This window comes from Gemella massiliensis, from assembly GCF_900120125.1.
Lineage (GTDB): Bacteria > Bacillota > Bacilli > Staphylococcales > Gemellaceae > Gemella > Gemella massiliensis.
In genome coordinates this window covers 272,470-293,006 of record NZ_LT635546.1, presented here as the reverse complement: position 1 = coordinate 293,006, position 20,537 = coordinate 272,470, and the positions used below count along the sequence as shown (strand labels likewise).

The window sequence follows — 20,537 nt, the reverse complement described above, 5'->3', positions numbered from 1 at the left end:
ACATAAAATTAAGCTGATTTATTATTAAAATATTTTTAACAATAAATCAGCTACTTTGCACACTATTTAATTTTATAATATTTTTGAGAAAAATTCTTTTGTTCTGTCTTGTTTAGGATTATCAAAAATTTCTGATGGTGTTCCTTCTTCAAGAGCTATCCCATTATCCATGAAAATTATTTTATCGGCTACCTCTTTTGCAAAATTCATTTCATGAGTAACAATTACCATTGTTAATCCATCTTCAGATAATTCTTTAATAACATCAAGAACTTCTTTAACCATCTCCGGATCTAATGCACTTGTCGGTTCGTCAAACAACAAAACTTCCGGAGAATTTGCCAAAGCACGTGCTATTGCCACACGTTGCTTTTGCCCACCTGACAAACTGTTTGGATAAGCGGATTTTTTATCTTTTAAACCTACCCTGTTTAATAATTCCAATGCCTTTTTTTCAAGGTTTTCTTTTTTATCTATACCAAAAGTTTTTGGAGCAAGTATTATATTTTCTAATACGTTCATATTGGGAAATAAATTAAAATTTTGAAATACCATTCCCACTTTTTTTCTATATTCATTAATATTTTGTTTTGTAATATCTTTACCGTTAAACTTTATTTCCCCTGCTGAAGGTTTCTCTAATAAATTTATACAACGAAGTGCCGTACTTTTCCCACTACCGCTTGAACCTAATATTACAATTTTCTCCCCTTTTTCCACATTAATATTTACACCTTTTAAAACTTCTTCTTTACCAAATTTTTTATGTAAGTTTCTTATTTCCAACAACAATTTATTCACCTACTTTGCTAATTTTTTTTCCAAACGTTTTACCAATAGTGATAGCACTGAAGTAATTATAAAATATATTGCCGCAGCCACTAAATACGGTCCAAACGTTTGGTAAGTTGCATTTTTTACAGTGTTAGCCGTAAACATTATATCAGCTACACCAACAAAATATACTATTGACGATTCTTTAACAAGAGAAATAAATTCATTCCCAAGTGCCGGCAAACTATTTTTAAATGCTTGCGGCAAAATGATAAGTTTCATCGTTTGAAAGTAACTTAACCCCAGAGAACGTCCGGCTTCCATTTGTCCTTTATCAATAGCAACTATCCCTGAACGGAATATTTCACTAACATACGCTCCCGAATTAATTGATAGGGCAATAATTGCTGACATAAACGGTGTAAATGACACCCCAACTTCCGGTAGTGCAAAATAAATAATCATAATTTGCACCAGTATCGGCGTATTTCTAATAACCTCTACATAAATGCCGGCCAAAATATTTAATATCTTTATTGTACTTATTTTAGCTAAGCAAACTAAAACTCCTAGTATTAACCCTATTAATAATGCAATAAGTGAAACTTTTAATGTTGTTACCGTTGCCTCTAAATATGTTGTGTAGTAATTTGGGAGAAAATCAAACATTTATCTTTTTACCTCTTTCTATTCGCTTTTAGCAGCTATTTTCGCATATTTATCAAGCTCCTGCTCAAATAGTTTTTTAGCCTGTATTTCTTTTATAACTGCATTTACCTGTTCTAATAATTCTTTATTACTGTTATCATTTCCTTTTTTAAAAGCTATTGCCATACCGGTTGCTTCCGGATCGTTTTCCGCTGCAAATGTACTGATTTTAATATCACTATATTTATTCATCGCAATTTTTGCTACATCGTCCGGTATTAAAACCACATCAATTTTTTTATTTTTTAAATCTTGTAGTAAGCTTGGAACATCTGTTAATGCTTGAATATTTTTATCATCAAGTTTTAATTGTTCTTTAACATAAGTTTCATAAGTTGACCCTTTTTGAACTCCAACTTTTTTATTTTTTAAATCATCACTAGATTTTATTTCTTCACTATCTTTATTTACAACAAATATTCCTTTACTTGTATAATAAATATCGGAAAAGTCAACCGCTTTTTTTCTTTCATCTGTTGGATTAACACCCGAAATAACCATATCCACTTTATTTGCATTAAGAGCTGCAATTAACGAATCAAAAGCCATCTCTTGAATTTCTACTTCAACTCCTAATTTTTTAGCAACTTCTTGAGCTAAATAGATGTCCGCACCTACAACCTTTTTCTGACCATTTTCTGTTGTTAAAAATTCATAAGGCGGATAATCCGGTGATACACCGAGAACTATTTTCCCTTTGTCTTTTATTTCTGTTACTTTTGTTTTTGAATTACTTTTTGAACACGCTGTTAACGTGATTATTGTCATTAGTGCTGTTATAAATAATAATAATTTTTTCATCATCTTATCTCCTTAAATATTTTTTGAAAAAGTTGTAATTAGTAATTAAAAAATCTCTTTGCAATTAGTTTTATCTAATCACAAAGAGACGAATTTACGCGGTGCCACTCTTTTTGATATATTAATCACCCGTTTATATAATCCATGGTATTATATAAACTTATGTGCAAGCTAAATAAAAAAGTCTTTTTACAATTTATGTAAATTGTAAAAAGACGAATCAAATTCCGCGTTGCCACTTTTTTTGGTATTTAATATACCCACTCGAACTCTTTAAGGCAGAGTAACCAATTATTTTCATAATCACCAAAAAAGTACGTTCATTCAGAGTAATTGCTAACCTTTCACCAACGTTAACTCGCTAAAAATTTCTTACTAAATTACTATTCTTTTCCAAGGCTTTGTTTTATTTGATAATCATTTTACACCCTAAAAAAATAATTGTCAAGTATTATTTTTGATTTTTTTGATATTTTTTCAAAATTTTTCGTCCTATTAGTACACCCAAACTACTTAAAGCTATAATAACAACTGCTCCTATAATCATCCAGTGTCCTGAACCGTATTTTATACTTGCATCCATAGCTTCAGCAGTTTGCCCTCGTTTTACCCAATCACTTTTATATGAATCGGCAAAAAATATAATAGGAATCCATGCACCACAAGCAAATCCTATATTTATAAGACTAAGTGCCAAACATTGGGCAATTACATTAGCATGTCCCATTACTTTTAAAATAACATCTGCTAAAAATGCCGCTGATATTGACGAAATAAGCCAAGGAATATAAGCTCCCCCCATTAAAGAGAAGATAATCATGTGTATAATAATAAATACCGTAAATATTCCGAATTTGTTATAATTATAACAAAGATAAACAAAAATTGTTCCGGCTAAAAGCCCCCACACTCCCGGTGATACACTATGTCCAAACGCTCCAAACATACTAGATATCATCATTGCAATTACATATACAACTATTGATAAAACTGTAGTCATTCCCAAAAATATATAATCTTTTGTTTTTAATTTCATTTTTATTTTCACCTATCCTTTCATATTTAAAAATATATCTTTTACAATTTCTTTATTTTCTTCCGTTAAATAAAAATCTTTATTTATTTTCCCCTCTTCAATATATACTACTCTATTACAAGTTCTATACAAGAATTCGACATCGTGAGTGGCAATTATTAAAGAACTGTTCTTAGATATTCCTTTTAATATTTCGCTTACCTTATTCATATTTACAAAATCCAAACCGCTAGTCGGCTCATCAAACATTAAAAGATCAACATTAGACAACGCAGCTATTGCAATAAGTAATCTTTGTTTTTGCCCTCCTGAAAGTTCAAATGGAATTTTTTCTTTTAATTTATCAAGAGATAAACTATTTAATAATGTATCAATTCTTTGTATTTCAGCTCCGTCATTACCAAACTTTATCTCACTTTCAACAGATTCTGTAAAAAACTGATAATCCATATCCTGCATAACTAGAAACGGATTAGAATCTTTTATTATTTCTCCACTGTCTGAAGTTATTATCTTCGTGAACAATCTTAGCAATGTTGTTTTTCCTACCCCGTTTTTTCCGATTAAACCTATAATATCTCCTTTAAATATTTCCAAGTTTATATTATTTAAAATATTTTTATAATTTATATCTTTCATCTTAGCTATCAACTCAGATGAAGTAACTTCTTTTTTATTATAAATTCCTAAATTAAACACATCAAGGCTTCGGAGTGGTATCTCCTTATTGTTTACTAAATCGTAAATTTTTTTTTCAGATACTTTTCCTTCATTCACCAGTAAAACTTTATCTACTAAATCTTTTAAGTAATGAACTCTATGTTCAGCTATAATTATCGTATATCCTGCTATCTTTAACTTTTGTATTAAAGATGTCAGTTTCTTAGTTGTATAGAAATCCAGATTAGAAGACGGTTCGTCCAAAATTATCATTTTAGGTTCTAAACACAGGCTACAACCTATCGCAATTTTTTGGCGTTCTCCACTTGAAATATAAAAAATATTTTTATCAAGTATACTATCCAATTCTAATAATTCTTTTATTTCTTCGTATCTTTCGTGCATTTTTTCCAAAGTCATCCCATAATTTTCCATAGCAAACACCAACTCACTTGTTGTATTTGTTGTAAAAAAATGTCCTCTAGGATCTTGGCTGACATAACCAATTTCTTTTGCTATATCAAAAGATTTTTTTTCACTTATATTTTCTTTATTAAATAATATTTCACCGGTTACTTCGCCTTCATATAAAGTTGGAATAAGCCCATTTATTAGATGAACCACAGTCGATTTCCCACTTCCGGATACTCCGGTTAATAAAACACATTCACCCTGTTCTACAAAAAAACTTACATTCTTCAATACTTTTTCCTTAGAGTTCTTATAAGTGAATGAAACATCATTAAATTCTAACACTGTTCGCTCCTCCTAATAAAAATATAAATATTAAAAGAATAATAACTAAAAATATATAGTCAAATGTCCTCATTTTAACATTATAAAATGATGTTCTTTTATACGGTGACTCGACCCCTTTAGTCATCGCCGTTGCCGTCATTTCCTCTGCAATTAAATTCATTCTCATGAGAACCGGAACTATCCAATATTCTAAATATTTGAGAGGTTCTTTAGGTGTAAGAATAATATTTCTCATTTTCAATGACTCCCTTATCATCTTTATTTCTGTTTTATATGTTGGAAAAAATCTAAGCGTAACGGTAACACTCAACATTAATTTTTTAGGAAGACGAATTTGTTCAAACGATGATAATAATTCATTACTTTTAACGGCACTAACTAAAATATAAGAAATCATTGCTACCGGAATCATTCGCAGGAAAATATAAACCAGCGTTCCGAACAAATTAGCAAGTAATGCCATATTACTAATAGCAATAAGATATGCTAACACAGAAAATATAATATAAGCAATTAAAAATTTTAAAGCTTGTTTATAGCGGCGATAAATAAGTAAAACAAATACTGCAAGTCCTAAACAGATTCCTTCGTAAAGTAAACCCTTTCCTAGAAATATAATAACCGGAAATATTAAATTTAAAATAACAAGCGTTAATGGATTTAATTTTGTCATAACATCCTCCTTTCCTAATACTGCAATCTAATTAAATATATAATATCAATAATCATTATCAATGTCAATGGTTTATTAAAGAAAATAGTAAAATATACGATTTACTGTATATCTCACTATTTTCTTCAATATTGTATTTATTTCATGTCTACGATAGTTGCACCCAAACCGCCCTCGTTTTGTCCGCCGCTTCTAAAACTTTCTACATATCGATTATTTTTTAAATATTCTGCTATATTTTTTCTAAGAATACCGGAACCTAATCCATGGATAATCGTAAAAGTATCATATCCTTGAAGTATAACTTTATCCATATAATCTTCAATTTCACGTATAGCCTCTTCGGTATTTTTCCCAATAACATTAATCTCTATACCGACTTTTTTCGAACTAACATTACTTGTACTGACATATCGTCTTACTTCCTCCGGTTCACTATCAATTTTTCTGACTTCTTTTCTCTTAATATTAAGTTTCATTGATCCCATTTTAATTTGTAAAATATTACCATTTATTCCAAGAACAGTGGCACGTTGATTATAACCAAGAACAAGCACGTCATCTCCTACCTGAATTTCACTATTATTAAACTGCGGTTTATCTACCAATTGTTTTTGAAGTTTAATATTGTTTTTAGAATCGTCCATATTATGCAATACATCATTTACTTCATGTTGCCTTATATCAGTATTATCTTTAAACTGTTTATAAATTTCAAGAATCTTTTCTTTTTTCTTATCAATTTCTTTGTTTAATTCAATACTTAATTCATTATATAAACTTTCCTTATATTCATTATATTTCTCTAAATTTTCACTAAGTATATTCTTTATTTCATCTATTTCTTTGACAGTTTTATTAATATATTCTAACTTATAATCATATTCTCTTATGCTTTCTGAAAGTTTATCAATAAATAAATTATTTTCTTTTGTATTTTCTTCCAATAAAGTTGTCGCTTTCTCTATCACTTTCGTATCTAAACCCAGCTTAGCAGAAATATTAATAGCGTTTGATTTCCCCGGTAATCCGATAATAAATCTATATGTCGGTTTTAGTTTTTCAAAATCAAATTCCATAGATGAATTTTTATAATATTCTGACTCAAAACAATAATTTTTTATTTCCGGATAGTGTGTCGTACATAACAAGGTTGCTCTTAATGTTTTAAATTTATCTAGTAATGCAATGGATAAAACGGCACCCTCACTGGGATCTGTTCCTGAACATAATTCATCAAGAAGCACCACTGTTTTACTGTTTGTGTTTTCCAGTATGCTAATAATATTAGTCATATGCGAAGAAAATGTTGATAAATTATTTTCTATAGATTGCTCATCTCCAATATCAACAAATAAATGTTCAAAAAAACCAACAGTTGATTCTTCTAAAGCCGGAATATAAAAACCTAAATGTGATAAGTAAATACATAAACCTACCGTTTTTAAGATTACCGTTTTCCCTCCGGTATTTGGTCCGGTAATTATTAGTGAGTTCCCGCTATTATCCATTATTACATCATTTTTCACCACATTATTAGCGTCTATTAATGGGTTATACGCTTTTTTTAAAATTATTTCTTGATTCTTTACAATATTTTGTTTGTTAAATCCTTTTTTAACACAAAAATTCATTTTTGAAAAAATAAATTCAACTTGTGAAAAATTCCATAATGAATTAGTTAATTCATTTGCTCTTGATTTAATTATTTCAGTCGCTTCTTTTAAAATACGTAGTATCTCTTCTTTTTCCTTTCGATGCAAAATTCCTATTTCATTATTAATTTCTACATTTTCACGAGGTTCTACGTAAAAAGTATTTCCCGATGCAGATTCATCGTGAATAATACCGCCAAAGTCGTTTTTATGCTCCGGTTTTACTAAAATAACATCCCTATCATTACGTTTTGTTACAATAGCTTCTGTAAGTTTTTTTCCATTAGAACGAATAATATTTTTCAACACTTGATCACTTTTATTTTTTAAGCGCATTATGTTAACTTTAATATTTTTCAACTCCAATGAGGCGTCAGGTTTTATATAACCGTCTTCATCAATTATTCGATCTAAATAACGTTCAGTATCTTCAAAATTATCCATTTTTTCTATGTATTTCATTAAACTACCATATTGTTTACGTTCTTGTTCTTTGATAAATAGAAAACGTTTAGTAAATCTATCATACACTATTATATTTCTTAATATATAAAATAATTCTTTTTCCGATAAAATACTGTCAATCTTTGCTTTTTTTATACTGTTCGTATAATTATAAATTTTCAATCTGAATTCGTTAGGATACTTACGTAACAAATCATAAGCCTCTTCGTTCTCTTTATGAACTTCTACTAACTTGTTATAATCTGATATATATTCTAATTGCTGTATTTTTTCTAATGACATTTCTGAATAACAGTATTTATCAATATCTTGCAATACTAAATCCAAGTTTAGTTTGCGTTTTGTGTTCTTATTCAAATTACTACACACTCCTTAACATTTCGTACTATTAACAATAAATTCTGTATAGATATAATCTTAACTCTCTAACACTATATTTTCATTTTTATACTGTATTATCCGCAATCACATCAATTTCTCTAACACTTACTTCTTTTATTTCTATTTTGAATCTTTCCATCTGAAATTTTTATATACCTCCCTTTTTTTAAAAAAATCTATAATATTTCTATTCCATAAAATTTAAAGTTGTTACCTTTTCACTTAAATATTATTATTTTAAGATGTAGTTTCTGTAAATATTTTTGAAATAATGTATTTCATTAAAAATATTTAGTATAAATTCTTTCTAAACACTTTAAACCAACAAGTAACTATTTTCAACTATCCCTATACTTTATCTTGAAGTAATGTTTTAGAAAGTTCCATCATCACATTTTCCCCAATAATTCAATAAAAATATTATATCATACTTTTTACTGTTTTATATATTTTATATTAAAAAAGCAATAACCATTTATGATTATTGCCGTTTTAATATTATTTGTTAAAGAATAAACTAATTAAACTTTTTGATAATATTGGTGTATTTTCTAATATATATTCAGGTAATGTTGAATTTGTAAATATTGCTGTTTTCCATTCCGGTGTCGGTAAAACAGTTACAAGATATAATATTAAGAAAACTACCAAATAAATTTCTAAAAATCCCAATATTGCTCCTAATAATCTATCTGTTGTTTTGATTAAAGGTAATTTTCTTATTACCCCTAAAATCGAAGCCAATATTTGTATAATTATTTTAATTAATATAAATATCACAATAAATGAAACTATTCTGTAGTATGCTGACGGTATATTTAATCCTTTATATACACCTTCCAGCCCTTGAGTAACATCTGTTGGTATAGGAATTAGATCTGTAAATAAAAATGCTAAACGGGGGCTAAAAAACATTGAAACAATATACCCTATTACTATAGTCCCTAAATAAAATAGTTGAACAATAAGACCACGCTTATATCCCATATAAAGTCCAGCTACTAATAATAACCCTACTATTATATCAACCATAAAAACATCCTTTCATACTATTTTTGTTTTATTATATACGACTAACTTTAAAAGTAGCATAACCTGATTTAGATATATGCTACTTTTTATTTCTATTCAACACCGATAATATATGGATATACCGGTTGACCGGATTCAACTAATTCTATCTCAACATCAGGATATTTTTCTTCGAGAAGTTGTTCTAAGAAATCCGTACATTCTTCCGTACTTTCTTCTCCTAAGTATAGTGTTACTATCTCGCTATCTTCATCAATTGACATCTCCAATAGTTTTGCTAATGCTGCATTTAATGACAAATCTGAAACAACAATTTTACCATTTTTAATACCCATATATTCGCCTTTTTTAATTTCTATACCTTCTATATTTGTATCTCTAACAGCATAAGTTACTTCTAAAGTTTTTACAGTTGTTAAAACATTTTGCATATTTGCATAATTTTCCTCCGGTGATAATACCGAATTAAATGCCATTACAGCAGCTACACCTTGTGGGGCGGTTTTACTTTCAATTACAAAGACATTTTCTTCCGCCAATTCAGCCGCTTGTTTAGCAGCTAACTGAATATTCTTATTATTAGGGAAGATATAAATATTATCCGCATTTACTTCTCTTATGGCTTTCATAATATCCTCAGTAGACGGGTTCATTGTTTGCCCACCTTCTACAATATAATCAACGCCCATAGAAGATAACACTTTACTTAATCCCGCTCCCATGGAAACAGAAATCATCGCTTGATTTTTTCTTTCCTTAGGTGTTTCTTGTTTCTCTTCTTGTTTTCTTAACACCTCTCTGTGTTGTTCACGCATATTATCTGATTTAATTTTGATTAATTCACCATACTGTTGACCATAATTAAACACATCACCGGGAGTTTCTGTATGAACATGAATTTTAACATATTCATTGTCCGAAATTACAAGTAATGAATCACCAAACTTGCTCATATCTTCTCTAAATTTTTCTTCATTAAATTCTTTTTTGTTCTTATCAAGACGCACTGTAAATTCTGTGCAAAAACCATATACAATATCTTCAGGACTCATAAAGTCCATATCATGATTATCTTCAAATTGCATATCAACAATATTTATTTCAACTTCATCAAGTCCGTCAATTTCTTCGTTCTTTAAGGCTGCAACAAAGCCTTGATATACACAAACAAGACCTTGTCCGCCTGAGTCTACAACACCAACTTCTTTTAATATCGGTAATAACTCCGGTGTTCTTTTTAATGATTCTTGAGCCTCTTTATAAATTGCTTCCATTACTTCTATTACTGAATCTGTTGATTCTGCAGTCTTCATTCCTACCGCAGCCGCCTCACGTGCAACTGTTAAAATAGTACCTTCCACCGGTTTAATAATTGCTTTATATGCAATACTTACTCCATTTTGAATGGCATTAGCAAATTCTTTAGCATCAATCTCAGCCTTATCTGCAATATATTGTGACATACCTCTAAATAATTGAGAAAGAATAACACCGGAATTACCACGAGCCCCCATTAGTAAGCCCTTTGAAAAAGATTTTCCAAGTTCTCCAATATTTTCCACAACATTAGAAGCCGTTTCTTTTGCTCCCGATGACATAGAAAGATTCATATTGGTTCCTGTATCTCCATCCGGTACCGGAAATACATTTAATGAATTAATTCTTTCCGCATTTTTTGCCAAATTTCTTGAACCCAAATCAATCATTTTAGCAAAAATAAGACCATTGATTTTTTCCACTGTTAATCCTCCTATTTATTAACCTTAATGCCTTGAATATAGATATTTACTGAATCTACTTTGACACCTAGTGTTTTTTCTATTTGGTATTTTACTGATGATTGAACATTACTTGCTATTTCTGAAATTTTTGTTCCATACATTACAATAATATATAAGTCGATTACTAATTTTTCATCTTCTCTTTTTACCACTATTCCTTTTGAATAGTTTTCTTTTCCTAAAATTTCAATAATTCCATCTTTTACTTGGTTTTTACTAGCCATACCAATAATACCGTAACAACTCACAGCTGTCCCACCTGCTACTGATGAAACAACATCATCGCTAATCGATACAGCTCCCAATTCATTATTAATTTCTATTGACATATTCTTTTCCTCCTATCAAAAATAGACAAATTGAAACATAAGAGTTATTATACCTTTTTTGTAAAAAAAATACAAGTAAAACATTGACAATTTCTATTTCAGTGACCTTAGCTAACCCCTTTGTTAAAACAATTTTATATAATTATTTTATATTCAAAATTTTATAGATTAATAAAATAAAATTTTCTTATTTATACTAATATTTATAGAAATCTTATTTATTTCCTCCGATATGCTCTTTTGAATGAATCATAAGTGTTATAACATCACATACCGGTGTAGGAATATTATGTTTTTTACCAAGTTTAGAAATTGCACCATTTAAATAATCAATTTCAGTTAATCTCCCATTCTTCATATCTTGATATAATGATGGATAATGAAGCCCTGCTGTTCGAGGATCAAAACAATTCTCTATATTTTTCTCAATAACTTCTTGATTTACATTTATTCCTTCTGCACGCCCAACTGCAGTTACCTCATTTAATACCGCTCTCGTTAAATCTAAATGCTTTTCGTAACTTCCATATTCATTAATATTGCAATCTATTAAAGTACAATATGTATTCAAAACACAATTCAACCCTGCTTTATGCCAAATAGATTGATATGTATCTGCTGAATAATTCATATTCAATCCGGATTCATTTAATTTTTCAATTAGTTTCAACGTCTTATCTAAATTATCTTCTTTCACTTGCTTAATTTCTGTTTTTCCGGTTCCATACGCTTTTAATATACCCGGTCCTCCTAACCCGCTTGTCCAGACGGTAACACCGATAAGAATATTTTCTTCTTTTACAAATTCTTTTAAAGTATCTACATGCCCTAATCCATTTAATATACAAATTATTTTTGTATCTTCATGTATTAAATGTTTAACCTTATTTAACATACTTTTCAACTGCATAGATTTTGTAGCAACAAATACAACGTCATATTTCCCCTTCGCTTCTTCCGGTTTATAAATCGGTATATCACAGTTACCTAATTCTTTATCATCAATTATTACTTTTAATCCATGTTTTTTAATAGTATCAATATGTTCTTGCCAAGAATCAATAAATGTAACATCTTCTCCATTTTTAAATAACATATATCCAAATCTTGTTCCCAGTGCCCCTGCACCCGCAAATAAAATTTTCATAGCCATATCTCCTCTACTTAATAATTTATTATTTTCTATAATTCTAACTTTATCTTCCTGTTTTGTCAACTTTTGTAAACGTTTAAGAATGTGGAAAAATTAGTAAAAAGAGGAGCGACTCAAAAATCATGATTTCATTAAAAATCATTTTTGTTAAGTCACCCCCTCATAATTCATTAAATTTGAAAAAGTTCTTTAAAGCTAATTTTTACTCAATAGCCGTTGTGTTCAACTATCAATAAGTAATTCTATTAAATTTTTAACTTATAGGTCATAAGTCATTATAAATTATCTGTTTTATACGCATCAGTTTTATATAATTTTAGTACATCTGAATATAATCTATCTGCTATAAATGCGACTGTAAACGGAATTACAAAAAACGCTAAAATAACCCCTAATAATGTACTCCCTAATTCACTGGCTTTTGTAGGTCCAATTAACCCGATAATACCAAATCCTGCACTATCTTTATTTCCTAAAATATTAAGTAAATATCCTGCCAAGCCGGTAATAGCGGAGGTAGTCAATATAGTTAAAAATAATTGTGGCTTCCTTGCACAGTTCGGCATCATTAATTTTATTGCTCCTAAAATAATTGCAAGACTGACACCTTTATTTTTGGCTCTAAATGTCCCGATTGAAAGAACGGCTGCTGCAGATAATACACCAAGTGTCGCCGCTCCCGCACCGATAAAGTTTTCATTAGAAAATAAAATAATTCCCATAGCAACAGTTGAAACCGGAGTAACAATCATAAATGAAAACGCCATCGCAATCAATATACACATTAATACAGGTTGCAAAGTTGTAAATTTAAAAACAATAGTCGCTAGAAAATTTGTTAGACTTTTCATATATGGTAATGTAACTAATCCAAAAGCGGCAACTAATCCTCCTACTATTGGTAGTAAAATAATTGTCAATGTACCAAATTTATCTTTTACTAACTTAATAATCAATGCACCGATCGCAGCAATTAACATAACATTAAATAAATCACCCATCGGCACACCTGTCCATGCCTTTGCCGTAGCATTAAAAGTTAATGAACCGCTGGCTGCTAAAACAGTTGATCCCAATACCGCTGACTCTATTGCTTTAAAGTTTAACATTTGCCCGATAATCATTCCAACCAATACCGGAACTCCAAATTGGAATAAATACATTGCTTGTGTTAATGTTGTAAACACATTCGGTGCAAAATGTGCTCCTAAATACTTAAACAGTGTACTCAATACCGCATTAGGTATTAAACCCACAACTATCCCAAGTGCTGTTCCATTTAAAATAATATTAAGAAAATCTTTCACACGTTGTTTTTGCATACACATCCTCCTATTTTTAAATTATTATTACACTATAATAATATAGAATAAAATAAAAGTAAACATTTTTTTGAAAATTTCGTTAATTTTTCTTAAAAATATTCTTTGTACACTATAAGATATAATTATTTTTTTAAAATATACTATTATATTTTATTTAGCTTTCGTGTGAGTTTCTTCAAAAACTCGATGTTCTACCTTATAATTATGTAATATTGCATTTATCTCTGCACCAAGTATTAATATATATCCCGTTATATAAAGCCAAAGAATAAATGCCATTAGTCCACCAATGGTACCATATGTTTTTATATAACTGGAAAAATGATCAATGTAATAACCGAACAATCTACTAACCAGTGTCCAAGATATAGTTGAGAATATTGCTCCGGGGAATATACTAATAACTCTTACCTTAACATTAGGTCCTAATATATATATAAACACAAATACTATAAACGTAAATAGCATAGGAAAGCTGTATGTAAGATATGTCCATAAATTAGAAAAACCCTCATCAAAATGTAGCTTATGGAATAATAACCATGTTAATTGTTTCCCAAAAACAACAAGAGTTAATACTAAAAACATTCCTACTAAAAATAATATTGTAAATATTATACTAATAATTTTGGTAACAATCCAAACACGTTCATCTCTCACTCTGAAAGCATTATTAAATGCTATAATAATACCATAAATTCCGTTAGAAGCAGACCATAAAGTAAAAATAATACCAAATGTTAGAATTGTGTTGTTACTTTTATTATTTAATACTTCACTGATTATGCTAAATAAATAATTTCCTAAATCTCCTGGAGCAAAGGTTTGTATTTTTTCTAATAAAAACTGTTGATCTATTTTGAAGTATGGAGTTAGCGCTAATGCGACTAAAAGCATAGGGAACAACGAAAGAATGAAATAATAACTCAAATTTGATGATAGAATTGATATTTCATCGTACATTATTCTATAATACATCTCTTTTACAAATTTTTTAAAAGTTAACTTTCCCTTAGGATTTTCCTCATAAAAGGAATAATTTTTCTCCGGTATGAACATTTTATAACACAAATTTAGCTACTTTTTTAGCAGCTTTATAATATAAAGGTAATGATGACAATGACAAAATATTTCCTACTTGTTTTTTATAATTTTTCTTATCAACTACAATGTAGTCTTTCTCCTCTAAATATTCTTTGTATTTATCAATAGTTTCTTTTTCTTCTTTACTAAATCTTTCTTTTTTTGAAATTAATGTAGATAATGCTACCGCACCTAAGCCTGCAACAGCGAAAGTTAATATTGTTTTTTTACTCATTTTTATCTCCTTAATAAATTATTTGTTTTTAAATTTCATACTAATATTTTAAACTATTTACCAAAACAACGCAACATTTATATTGGTTATAGAAAGTAAAAAGATGGGAACGTCAGAAGTTTAACTTTTCCCATCTCATATAATTATTCTTTATTACTAATATTTTTAGTTAACTGTTCTACTATTTTTTTATCATAATAATCATTTAGATTTTTTATACTATACATCTTGTTTATATAAATTCCAATTATGCTAAACATAACAACAATAACAAAAAGCATTACTAAAAGTGAAGTTATAACTGCACTACCATTTTTAAGATTTTTCTTATTCAATTTCGTCATCCTCTTTTTTTTCATCTTTATCATTATCTTTTTGATTTTTTAGCATAAGGTAAAGTATTCTCTTTTTATTTTCTCTATCAATGATGGTAATTTTTATTCTGTCGTCACTTTGCTCTATTGAGTAACCTTTTAATTTTTGAAGAAGAAGGATATATCCTGCATAAGAGTTTGTATTTTTTTGTTTTTCCATATAAATTTTATTTCCTTGAAATACTAACCTTACTTCTTCTTTTTTTCTTTATTTTTCATTATAATGTAATTACTTTCCCTCTCAAGTTTTTCGCTGGAATTATAAATTTGAAAGATTTTTTTATGTGCTAAAGCATATTCATAATTTGTAAAATCTAAAAAATTTTTAGAAGTTTTCAATGTTGTCTGAAGTATAAGCATCAACAAAAGTGTAACTATAATCAAAAGAAATAACGATATGGTAAGTTCTAATAGTGTAAAACCCTCTTTTTTGCTTTTACTCATAACTGACCTTTTCATTAGTATTTATATCCACTATTTCCGCCTTTTCAAGACTAACTACTATTTCATAGTTTTCTCTTCTAACACTGAAATTTTTTTCATTATAATGATTACTAATTTCTTCATAAAGAATTTCTTTCATCTCAAGTTGTTTTTCTATCATTGCAATAGTTGAATATTGACGAACTAAATTAGGTATAAGAAAACCGAATATCATGGAACAAATTGCTAAAGCAATAATCAGTTCAACAAATGTAAAACCACTTTTATAGTTCATCTACCGTAATATACCCACTATCTAAATGAACGATAATACGATACAAACTGCGTTCAAATTTTACATCTATTGTGTTAGCTCTTGATATTAAGTTCCCCTCTCTATACCTAAGTCTTATCGTCGGACCATTAGCAACTATTTTTCCATTTTGAGATAATTTTTTCCAACTTGAATGCTTATCATAATACATTAAATATTCATTATCACCGGAAAATAAATCAATATACGGAGAATTACCTTCTCTTAAACTTGATGTTTGTATAAAATAAATATCGGAGATTAATTCATTCACCGCTAACCTTTCCTTATATTTAGTATAATCTCCTATTGAAATAACAGATAACATAATTACTATAATACTAACTATTAGTAAAACAGCAAGCATCTCTACCAAAGTATATGCTTCTTTAGTTTTGTAATGTAGCTTTTCCATTTGAAATAATAATTTTTTTGCCATTAGGTGCGGTGCTGGCCTTATCTACCGGGCCATCTAAATAATGTTTTTCTACCAATTTTTCAAATGTTACATCATTATCTTTTTCATTTATTTGATATGCCGTTACCTGAGATTGAACAGTTTTTTCATATGCTTGCGAACTTTTATCTTTTGCTGTGTCAATATTTTTAGTAATGTTCGGTATTATTAATATTAATAATATCGCTATTATAAATAGTACAATCAACATTTCTACGCAGATGTAATAGTAGCATTTAGGATATTTAGAGGTATTGACAAAGGAATGCCACTAGAATATATTTTAAAACAACAAAAGAACTAACTTTAAAATAAAAGCTAGTTCTTATTTTATTAAAAATCTTGCGGATATATTCTTTATTAAATAATTAGTTTCGTTATTTATTAGCTAACTCAACTTTTATAAGTTTGCCAATCCAATCAAAAGTGTAATAAACACCATTCATAAGCAAGACTTTATTCGTTGCTACCGCTCCTCCATCATTAGGATCCATATAATATTGATGTCCATCTACTTTTGTCCATCCTATTTTCATATCACAGTTTACTGGGTCAAAATAATATCTTTTTTCACCTATATACAAAAAACCTGTAACTGGATTAACTGCGTCAAAATAATACCATTTCCCGTTTATATATCTCCAAGTTTTTTCTGTTTGAGCTCCACTTTCAGGATCAAAATAGCGCCACTTCCCTTCAATCTTTATCCACCCTGTTTTCATATCCCCATTTACAGGATCAAAATAATATTCTTTATCATCTATAAACTGTAAACCTGTAAGTGCATTGCCATTACCATAACTAAAAAAATACCATTTTCCATCTATATTCTGCCAACCTCTTTTTTCATCTCCATTTACTGGATCATAATAATACCATCCTTTTAATCTCTCATGCTTACCATTATCATAATACCAGCCCGTTACCATATATCCTCTTTTATCAAAACGATAAGCTTTTCCTCCAATATCATATACTCCATCTTTATAATAATGTCCACTTCCCCTATCATACCACCAACCGTTTTCATCTTGTTTCCAATCAGCTCTCGCTTGGTTAGATGTGGGAATTATAATTGATGATAACAATGCAGTACTTAGCAAAACTTTTGCAGTAATCTTAACTACTTTATTCATTTTTATTTCCTCCTTAAATTTTATTTTATACGCATTAACAGTATCATATTTTCCTTACTAAATCAAGTGAAATAAAAAATACCCCCTAAATTATAGGGGGAGTGCTTTACAATAATTTTAACTGCCTATTTATGTAGCCTAAATTATTACCTATTTTACATTTCTTGTTCCAGCCATCGAGGCTATTTATATCGTAATCAGTATCTTCTTTATTATCCCATAGTCCGATATTAACTAATATCTCACTGGCTTTCATTAACACAAAATCCTTATCTTCTTTATTGCTTATTTGTTTACCTATTCTAGCAAGGTTGTCTGCTTGTTTTAAGGCTATTTGCATTTGCTCAAGGGGTAGTTTATATTTATCACAATCAAACAGAAAATAATCACTTAATTGCTTACCTAAATTTCTTGCTATTGTATCAGCCACACGATGGTAGATTATTCTAAGCAAGCTACAACTTGACTTATAACTGTTTTCTTTTTTAAAATATTTTAACTCATTTCCGGTTAACACATTTCCGTCATCTAATTTATACAACATTTTATTTACAGTTACTGTTGATATATTTAATTCTTTTGCTAACATATCTACTGTCATTACTGGTACTTTTTTGTAGTATAGGCGTTTTTGTTGGGGAGTCAGATTTCCTTCAAGTTCCTCAATATATTTAATAACCGCACGTCTTACTTGCTTACTTTCTCGAATTAACACTTGCTTAGCTTGTGATGTTGTTAATATATACATTGGGTATTCTCTACCTCGAGAATTAGTATATTTTGACTGGGAAATTTTTCCCAGTGAGATTTCTTCTTCAAATTCATCTCTTATTATCTTTAGTAAATCATTATGTGCAAGTTCTGATTTATTCTGAAATTCTCCTCTAAAAAAATTAATTTGCTTTACTAATTCTAACGATGTAAATTTTTTATTATGATTTTGTAAATTATACATTTTTATCTCCTTAAATTTTAATTTGATAAGAATGTACTCCTATGGTATAATAAATTTAGGAATACTATTCCTATCGGGTAGAAGATTGTAACTTTCTCAGGGTTGAGCAATCTTCTATTTTTTATTTGTCGATTTACTTTTATCACTTTCCATTATTTGTCTATTGATTAATTCCACAATTAGATTTTGAATTGTAGTATCTTTTTCAATTACTAATAATTTCAGCTTTTTATGTAAATCATCTTCTAACCTTATTGTCAGAGTTTTCATCTGTTCACCTCCTAACAACAAACATTATAGCATTTTTGAATGCTAAAAGTCAAGAGTTTTATTTTGTTTTTGTAAATTATAAATTTTTTATTTATTAACCGTTTATAATATGATATAATAGATTTATCAAATCATAACGGTTTGTGTTTGATTAGAGATTGTAGCCTCAGAACCTATATCTCTAATCTTTTTTTTGTTGTCCCAAAAGTAGGTGGACTCCTTTTCTAACTGCTTCACCTTTTGATATATTGTTTTTTTGGCAATATTCCATTAATTTCTTATCAGTTATTTTATCCAATCTAACACTTGTTCGAATATTAATAGGGTTATCCACTTTGGGTCTTCCAACTTTTGCTCCCATTTTTTCACCTCTTTTCTTTTTATGAGCACATATTAATTATAATTTATGCGTGCTTAAAAGTCAAGAGTATTATTTTGTTTTTGTAAATTATACATTTTTATCTCCTTAAATTTTAATTTGATAAGAATGTACTCCTATGGTATAATAAATTTAGGAGTACTATTCCTTTCTGGTAGAAGATTGTAACTTTGCGAGAGTCTAGCAATCTTCTATTTTTTTATATCATTATACTGATTGATTATACCACGTCTTACTACTTCTGATTTGGAAATATTTTCTTTTTTTGATATTTCTTCAAGTTTAATTACTATATTACTATCTATTCTCACTCTTAACATAGTATCTTTTTTATTTTCCGTGGGTCTACCTATTTTCTTAGCAACCATACCTTTTCTCCTTTCTTTTGTCGCTACAATTATAATTATATATTAAGTTGCTACAAAAAGTCAACCCCTTTTTTAAAAAAATTCCTAAATAATAGAAATATTTAAAAATTTCCGTTATTCAGGCAATAAAAAATAACCCTCCGTCATCTCTGACAAAGGACTATTTATGACTTTTATGGTTTGTATCTATTCTTGTTAAAATAAACTCTCCTCCATGATGGTATCCAAATATTCTAAAAGCAGATTGATCTCGCCCATAGTGTACTTCTTCAAATTCAACACCCTCTATTTCTATTATTTTATTTTTCCCTCTAGTTCTTAAATACAATCGGTTAACCTCCGAAATAGATAATTTTTTCCAACTGTATTACAAATAAATTTATGAAACTCCTTATGACCGTTATTCTTATTTATTATATTGAAAGAAAAATTATTATTTAAATTATGCTGAATAGTTATCTTGAATTTTGTGGTTTTGCTATCTAATCTTGAACCCATAGTTAATGATTTATCAACAGTTACATTGGTTAATCTTTCAATTTTTTTAGACACCTTGATTAACCTTATAAACGGATTGATAATATCTTTCCATTGTTTTAGGTGAAATTTCAACATTTGAACGCTCGTATTCACCTAACCCACTTCTTGCTTCTATCCATGGTGCTTCTGAGTGTGTCAAGGCTTCTAATTCATCACCACATTTGTCTCCATATGTAAGCCAAACACTCTCCAATAAGTACGTTTCTTCATCCGAAAAATCACTTACTTTATCTTCATACTGTGGAATAAAATTCCATCTATAAGTAAAATAAGAACTATATATTGACGGCGAAACTGGACCATGTACCCATGCTTCAAATTCCGGATTAACTAAATCTACTTTACTATATAAAGCATAACTCCACGCTACATAATAATAACAAAGCTTCTGTAACTTTTTATGCGTCATACTCTCTTTCGATAAAAACCATTTAGCTACATCTTTAATGGTATTCATGATATTTTCCCCTTA

The 20,537-nt window shown here is 28.8% G+C and carries 28 protein-coding genes and 1 other annotated feature; all 28 genes read right to left on the bottom strand.

Features of this window, described 5'->3' with window-relative positions; translation table 11 throughout:
* Positions 1 to 72: 72 nt before the first annotated feature.
* The 28 genes from BQ7358_RS06425 to BQ7358_RS06300 all read right to left on the bottom strand — a co-directional run bounded on the left by BQ7358_RS06425 (position 73) and on the right by BQ7358_RS06300 (position 20,522).
* Entirely contained in the window at positions 73 to 789 is a 717-nt protein-coding gene (locus BQ7358_RS06425; RefSeq protein ID WP_174222374.1) for an amino acid ABC transporter ATP-binding protein, read from the bottom strand.
* Between the two features lie 12 nt (positions 790 to 801).
* Positions 802 to 1,443 (bottom strand): amino acid ABC transporter permease, encoded by a 642-nt coding sequence (locus BQ7358_RS06420; protein ID WP_062173718.1) that lies wholly within the window; start codon positions 1,441 to 1,443, stop codon positions 802 to 804.
* Between the two features lie 18 nt (positions 1,444 to 1,461).
* The gene (locus BQ7358_RS06415) at positions 1,462 to 2,283 is read right to left on the bottom strand and encodes a transporter substrate-binding domain-containing protein (protein ID WP_072520380.1); all 822 of its coding nucleotides are present in this window, start codon (positions 2,281 to 2,283) and stop codon (positions 1,462 to 1,464) included.
* Between the two features lie 208 nt (positions 2,284 to 2,491).
* Positions 2,492 to 2,688, bottom strand: a binding site (T-box leader).
* Between the two features lie 46 nt (positions 2,689 to 2,734).
* Positions 2,735 to 3,319: an MptD family putative ECF transporter S component gene (locus BQ7358_RS06410; RefSeq protein ID WP_062173723.1), complete on the bottom strand. Its 585-nt coding sequence runs from the start codon at positions 3,317 to 3,319 to the stop codon at positions 2,735 to 2,737.
* A gap of 12 nt (positions 3,320 to 3,331) precedes the next feature.
* Positions 3,332 to 4,735, bottom strand: coding sequence for an ABC transporter ATP-binding protein (locus BQ7358_RS06405; protein WP_062173726.1), 1,404 nt, complete (start codon positions 4,733 to 4,735; stop codon positions 3,332 to 3,334).
* Positions 4,722 to 5,411 (bottom strand): energy-coupling factor transporter transmembrane component T, encoded by a 690-nt coding sequence (locus BQ7358_RS06400; protein ID WP_062173728.1) that lies wholly within the window; start codon positions 5,409 to 5,411, stop codon positions 4,722 to 4,724. The genes BQ7358_RS06405 and BQ7358_RS06400 overlap by 14 nt, the downstream gene beginning before the upstream one ends.
* Positions 5,412 to 5,548: 137 nt before the next feature.
* Positions 5,549 to 7,888: an endonuclease MutS2 gene (locus BQ7358_RS06395; protein ID WP_062173730.1), complete on the bottom strand. Its 2,340-nt coding sequence runs from the start codon at positions 7,886 to 7,888 to the stop codon at positions 5,549 to 5,551.
* Positions 7,889 to 8,410: 522 nt separating this feature from the next.
* On the bottom strand, positions 8,411 to 8,944 hold the full coding sequence (locus BQ7358_RS06390) for a CvpA family protein (protein ID WP_062173732.1): 534 nt from the start codon (positions 8,942 to 8,944) through the stop codon (positions 8,411 to 8,413).
* Positions 8,945 to 9,036: 92 nt separating this feature from the next.
* Entirely contained in the window at positions 9,037 to 10,683 is a 1,647-nt protein-coding gene (locus BQ7358_RS06385) for a DAK2 domain-containing protein (RefSeq protein ID WP_062173734.1), read from the bottom strand.
* An 11-nt stretch (positions 10,684 to 10,694) separates the two neighbouring features.
* Positions 10,695 to 11,054: an Asp23/Gls24 family envelope stress response protein gene (locus BQ7358_RS06380; RefSeq protein WP_062173736.1), complete on the bottom strand. Its 360-nt coding sequence runs from the start codon at positions 11,052 to 11,054 to the stop codon at positions 10,695 to 10,697.
* 214 nt (positions 11,055 to 11,268) lie between these two features.
* On the bottom strand, positions 11,269 to 12,201 hold the full coding sequence (locus BQ7358_RS06375; protein ID WP_062173738.1) for a ketopantoate reductase family protein: 933 nt from the start codon (positions 12,199 to 12,201) through the stop codon (positions 11,269 to 11,271).
* 281 nt (positions 12,202 to 12,482) lie between these two features.
* Positions 12,483 to 13,529: a PTS sugar transporter subunit IIC gene (locus tag BQ7358_RS06370; protein ID WP_062173739.1), complete on the bottom strand. Its 1,047-nt coding sequence runs from the start codon at positions 13,527 to 13,529 to the stop codon at positions 12,483 to 12,485.
* 153 nt (positions 13,530 to 13,682) lie between these two features.
* Positions 13,683 to 14,591, bottom strand: coding sequence for a YihY/virulence factor BrkB family protein (locus tag BQ7358_RS06365; RefSeq protein WP_062174745.1), 909 nt, complete (start codon positions 14,589 to 14,591; stop codon positions 13,683 to 13,685).
* 1 nt (position 14,592) lies between these two features.
* Positions 14,593 to 14,850, bottom strand: coding sequence for a hypothetical protein (locus BQ7358_RS06360; protein ID WP_062173742.1), 258 nt, complete (start codon positions 14,848 to 14,850; stop codon positions 14,593 to 14,595).
* Between the two features lie 143 nt (positions 14,851 to 14,993).
* Positions 14,994 to 15,185 (bottom strand): hypothetical protein, encoded by a 192-nt coding sequence (locus BQ7358_RS06355; protein WP_231723755.1) that lies wholly within the window; start codon positions 15,183 to 15,185, stop codon positions 14,994 to 14,996.
* A complete protein-coding gene (locus BQ7358_RS09080) occupies positions 15,178 to 15,384 on the bottom strand; it encodes a hypothetical protein (protein ID WP_062173747.1) in 207 nt (68 codons plus the stop codon). Before BQ7358_RS09080 ends, BQ7358_RS06355 begins: the two co-directional genes overlap by 8 nt.
* Positions 15,385 to 15,413: 29 nt before the next feature.
* A complete protein-coding gene (locus BQ7358_RS09075; protein ID WP_062173749.1) occupies positions 15,414 to 15,668 on the bottom strand; it encodes a type II secretion system protein in 255 nt (84 codons plus the stop codon).
* Entirely contained in the window at positions 15,661 to 15,942 is a 282-nt protein-coding gene (gene comGE, locus BQ7358_RS06340) for a competence type IV pilus minor pilin ComGE (RefSeq protein WP_062173751.1), read from the bottom strand. The genes BQ7358_RS09075 and comGE overlap by 8 nt, the downstream gene beginning before the upstream one ends.
* The gene (locus tag BQ7358_RS06335) at positions 15,932 to 16,399 is read right to left on the bottom strand and encodes a type II secretion system protein (protein WP_231723756.1); all 468 of its coding nucleotides are present in this window, start codon (positions 16,397 to 16,399) and stop codon (positions 15,932 to 15,934) included. Before BQ7358_RS06335 ends, comGE begins: the two co-directional genes overlap by 11 nt.
* Complete coding sequence (locus BQ7358_RS06330; protein WP_040460736.1) at positions 16,350 to 16,628, bottom strand: hypothetical protein; 279 nt, start codon at positions 16,626 to 16,628, stop codon at positions 16,350 to 16,352. The genes BQ7358_RS06335 and BQ7358_RS06330 overlap by 50 nt, the downstream gene beginning before the upstream one ends.
* Before the next feature lie 166 nt (positions 16,629 to 16,794).
* A complete protein-coding gene (locus BQ7358_RS06325; protein ID WP_072520378.1) occupies positions 16,795 to 17,553 on the bottom strand; it encodes an N-acetylmuramoyl-L-alanine amidase family protein in 759 nt (252 codons plus the stop codon).
* A 106-nt stretch (positions 17,554 to 17,659) separates the two neighbouring features.
* Positions 17,660 to 18,508 carry a hypothetical protein gene (locus BQ7358_RS06320; protein ID WP_072520377.1) on the bottom strand — a complete coding sequence of 283 codons (849 nt, stop codon included), beginning with the start codon at positions 18,506 to 18,508 and terminating at the stop codon, positions 17,660 to 17,662.
* A gap of 114 nt (positions 18,509 to 18,622) precedes the next feature.
* Positions 18,623 to 18,778 (bottom strand): hypothetical protein, encoded by a 156-nt coding sequence (locus BQ7358_RS08685; protein ID WP_159428391.1) that lies wholly within the window; start codon positions 18,776 to 18,778, stop codon positions 18,623 to 18,625.
* A 181-nt stretch (positions 18,779 to 18,959) separates the two neighbouring features.
* A complete protein-coding gene (locus BQ7358_RS06315) occupies positions 18,960 to 19,139 on the bottom strand; it encodes a CopG family transcriptional regulator (protein WP_072520376.1) in 180 nt (59 codons plus the stop codon).
* Positions 19,140 to 19,348: 209 nt separating this feature from the next.
* The gene (locus BQ7358_RS06310) at positions 19,349 to 19,525 is read right to left on the bottom strand and encodes a ribbon-helix-helix domain-containing protein (RefSeq protein WP_072520375.1); all 177 of its coding nucleotides are present in this window, start codon (positions 19,523 to 19,525) and stop codon (positions 19,349 to 19,351) included.
* Between the two features lie 160 nt (positions 19,526 to 19,685).
* Positions 19,686 to 19,853 (bottom strand): MAG6450 family protein, encoded by a 168-nt coding sequence (locus BQ7358_RS08680; protein ID WP_159428390.1) that lies wholly within the window; start codon positions 19,851 to 19,853, stop codon positions 19,686 to 19,688.
* Entirely contained in the window at positions 19,844 to 20,077 is a 234-nt protein-coding gene (locus BQ7358_RS08510; protein ID WP_083577642.1) for a hypothetical protein, read from the bottom strand. Before BQ7358_RS08510 ends, BQ7358_RS08680 begins: the two co-directional genes overlap by 10 nt.
* Complete coding sequence (locus BQ7358_RS06300) at positions 20,070 to 20,522, bottom strand: Panacea domain-containing protein (RefSeq protein ID WP_072520374.1); 453 nt, start codon at positions 20,520 to 20,522, stop codon at positions 20,070 to 20,072. The genes BQ7358_RS08510 and BQ7358_RS06300 overlap by 8 nt, the downstream gene beginning before the upstream one ends.
* Positions 20,523 to 20,537 lie beyond the last annotated feature (15 nt).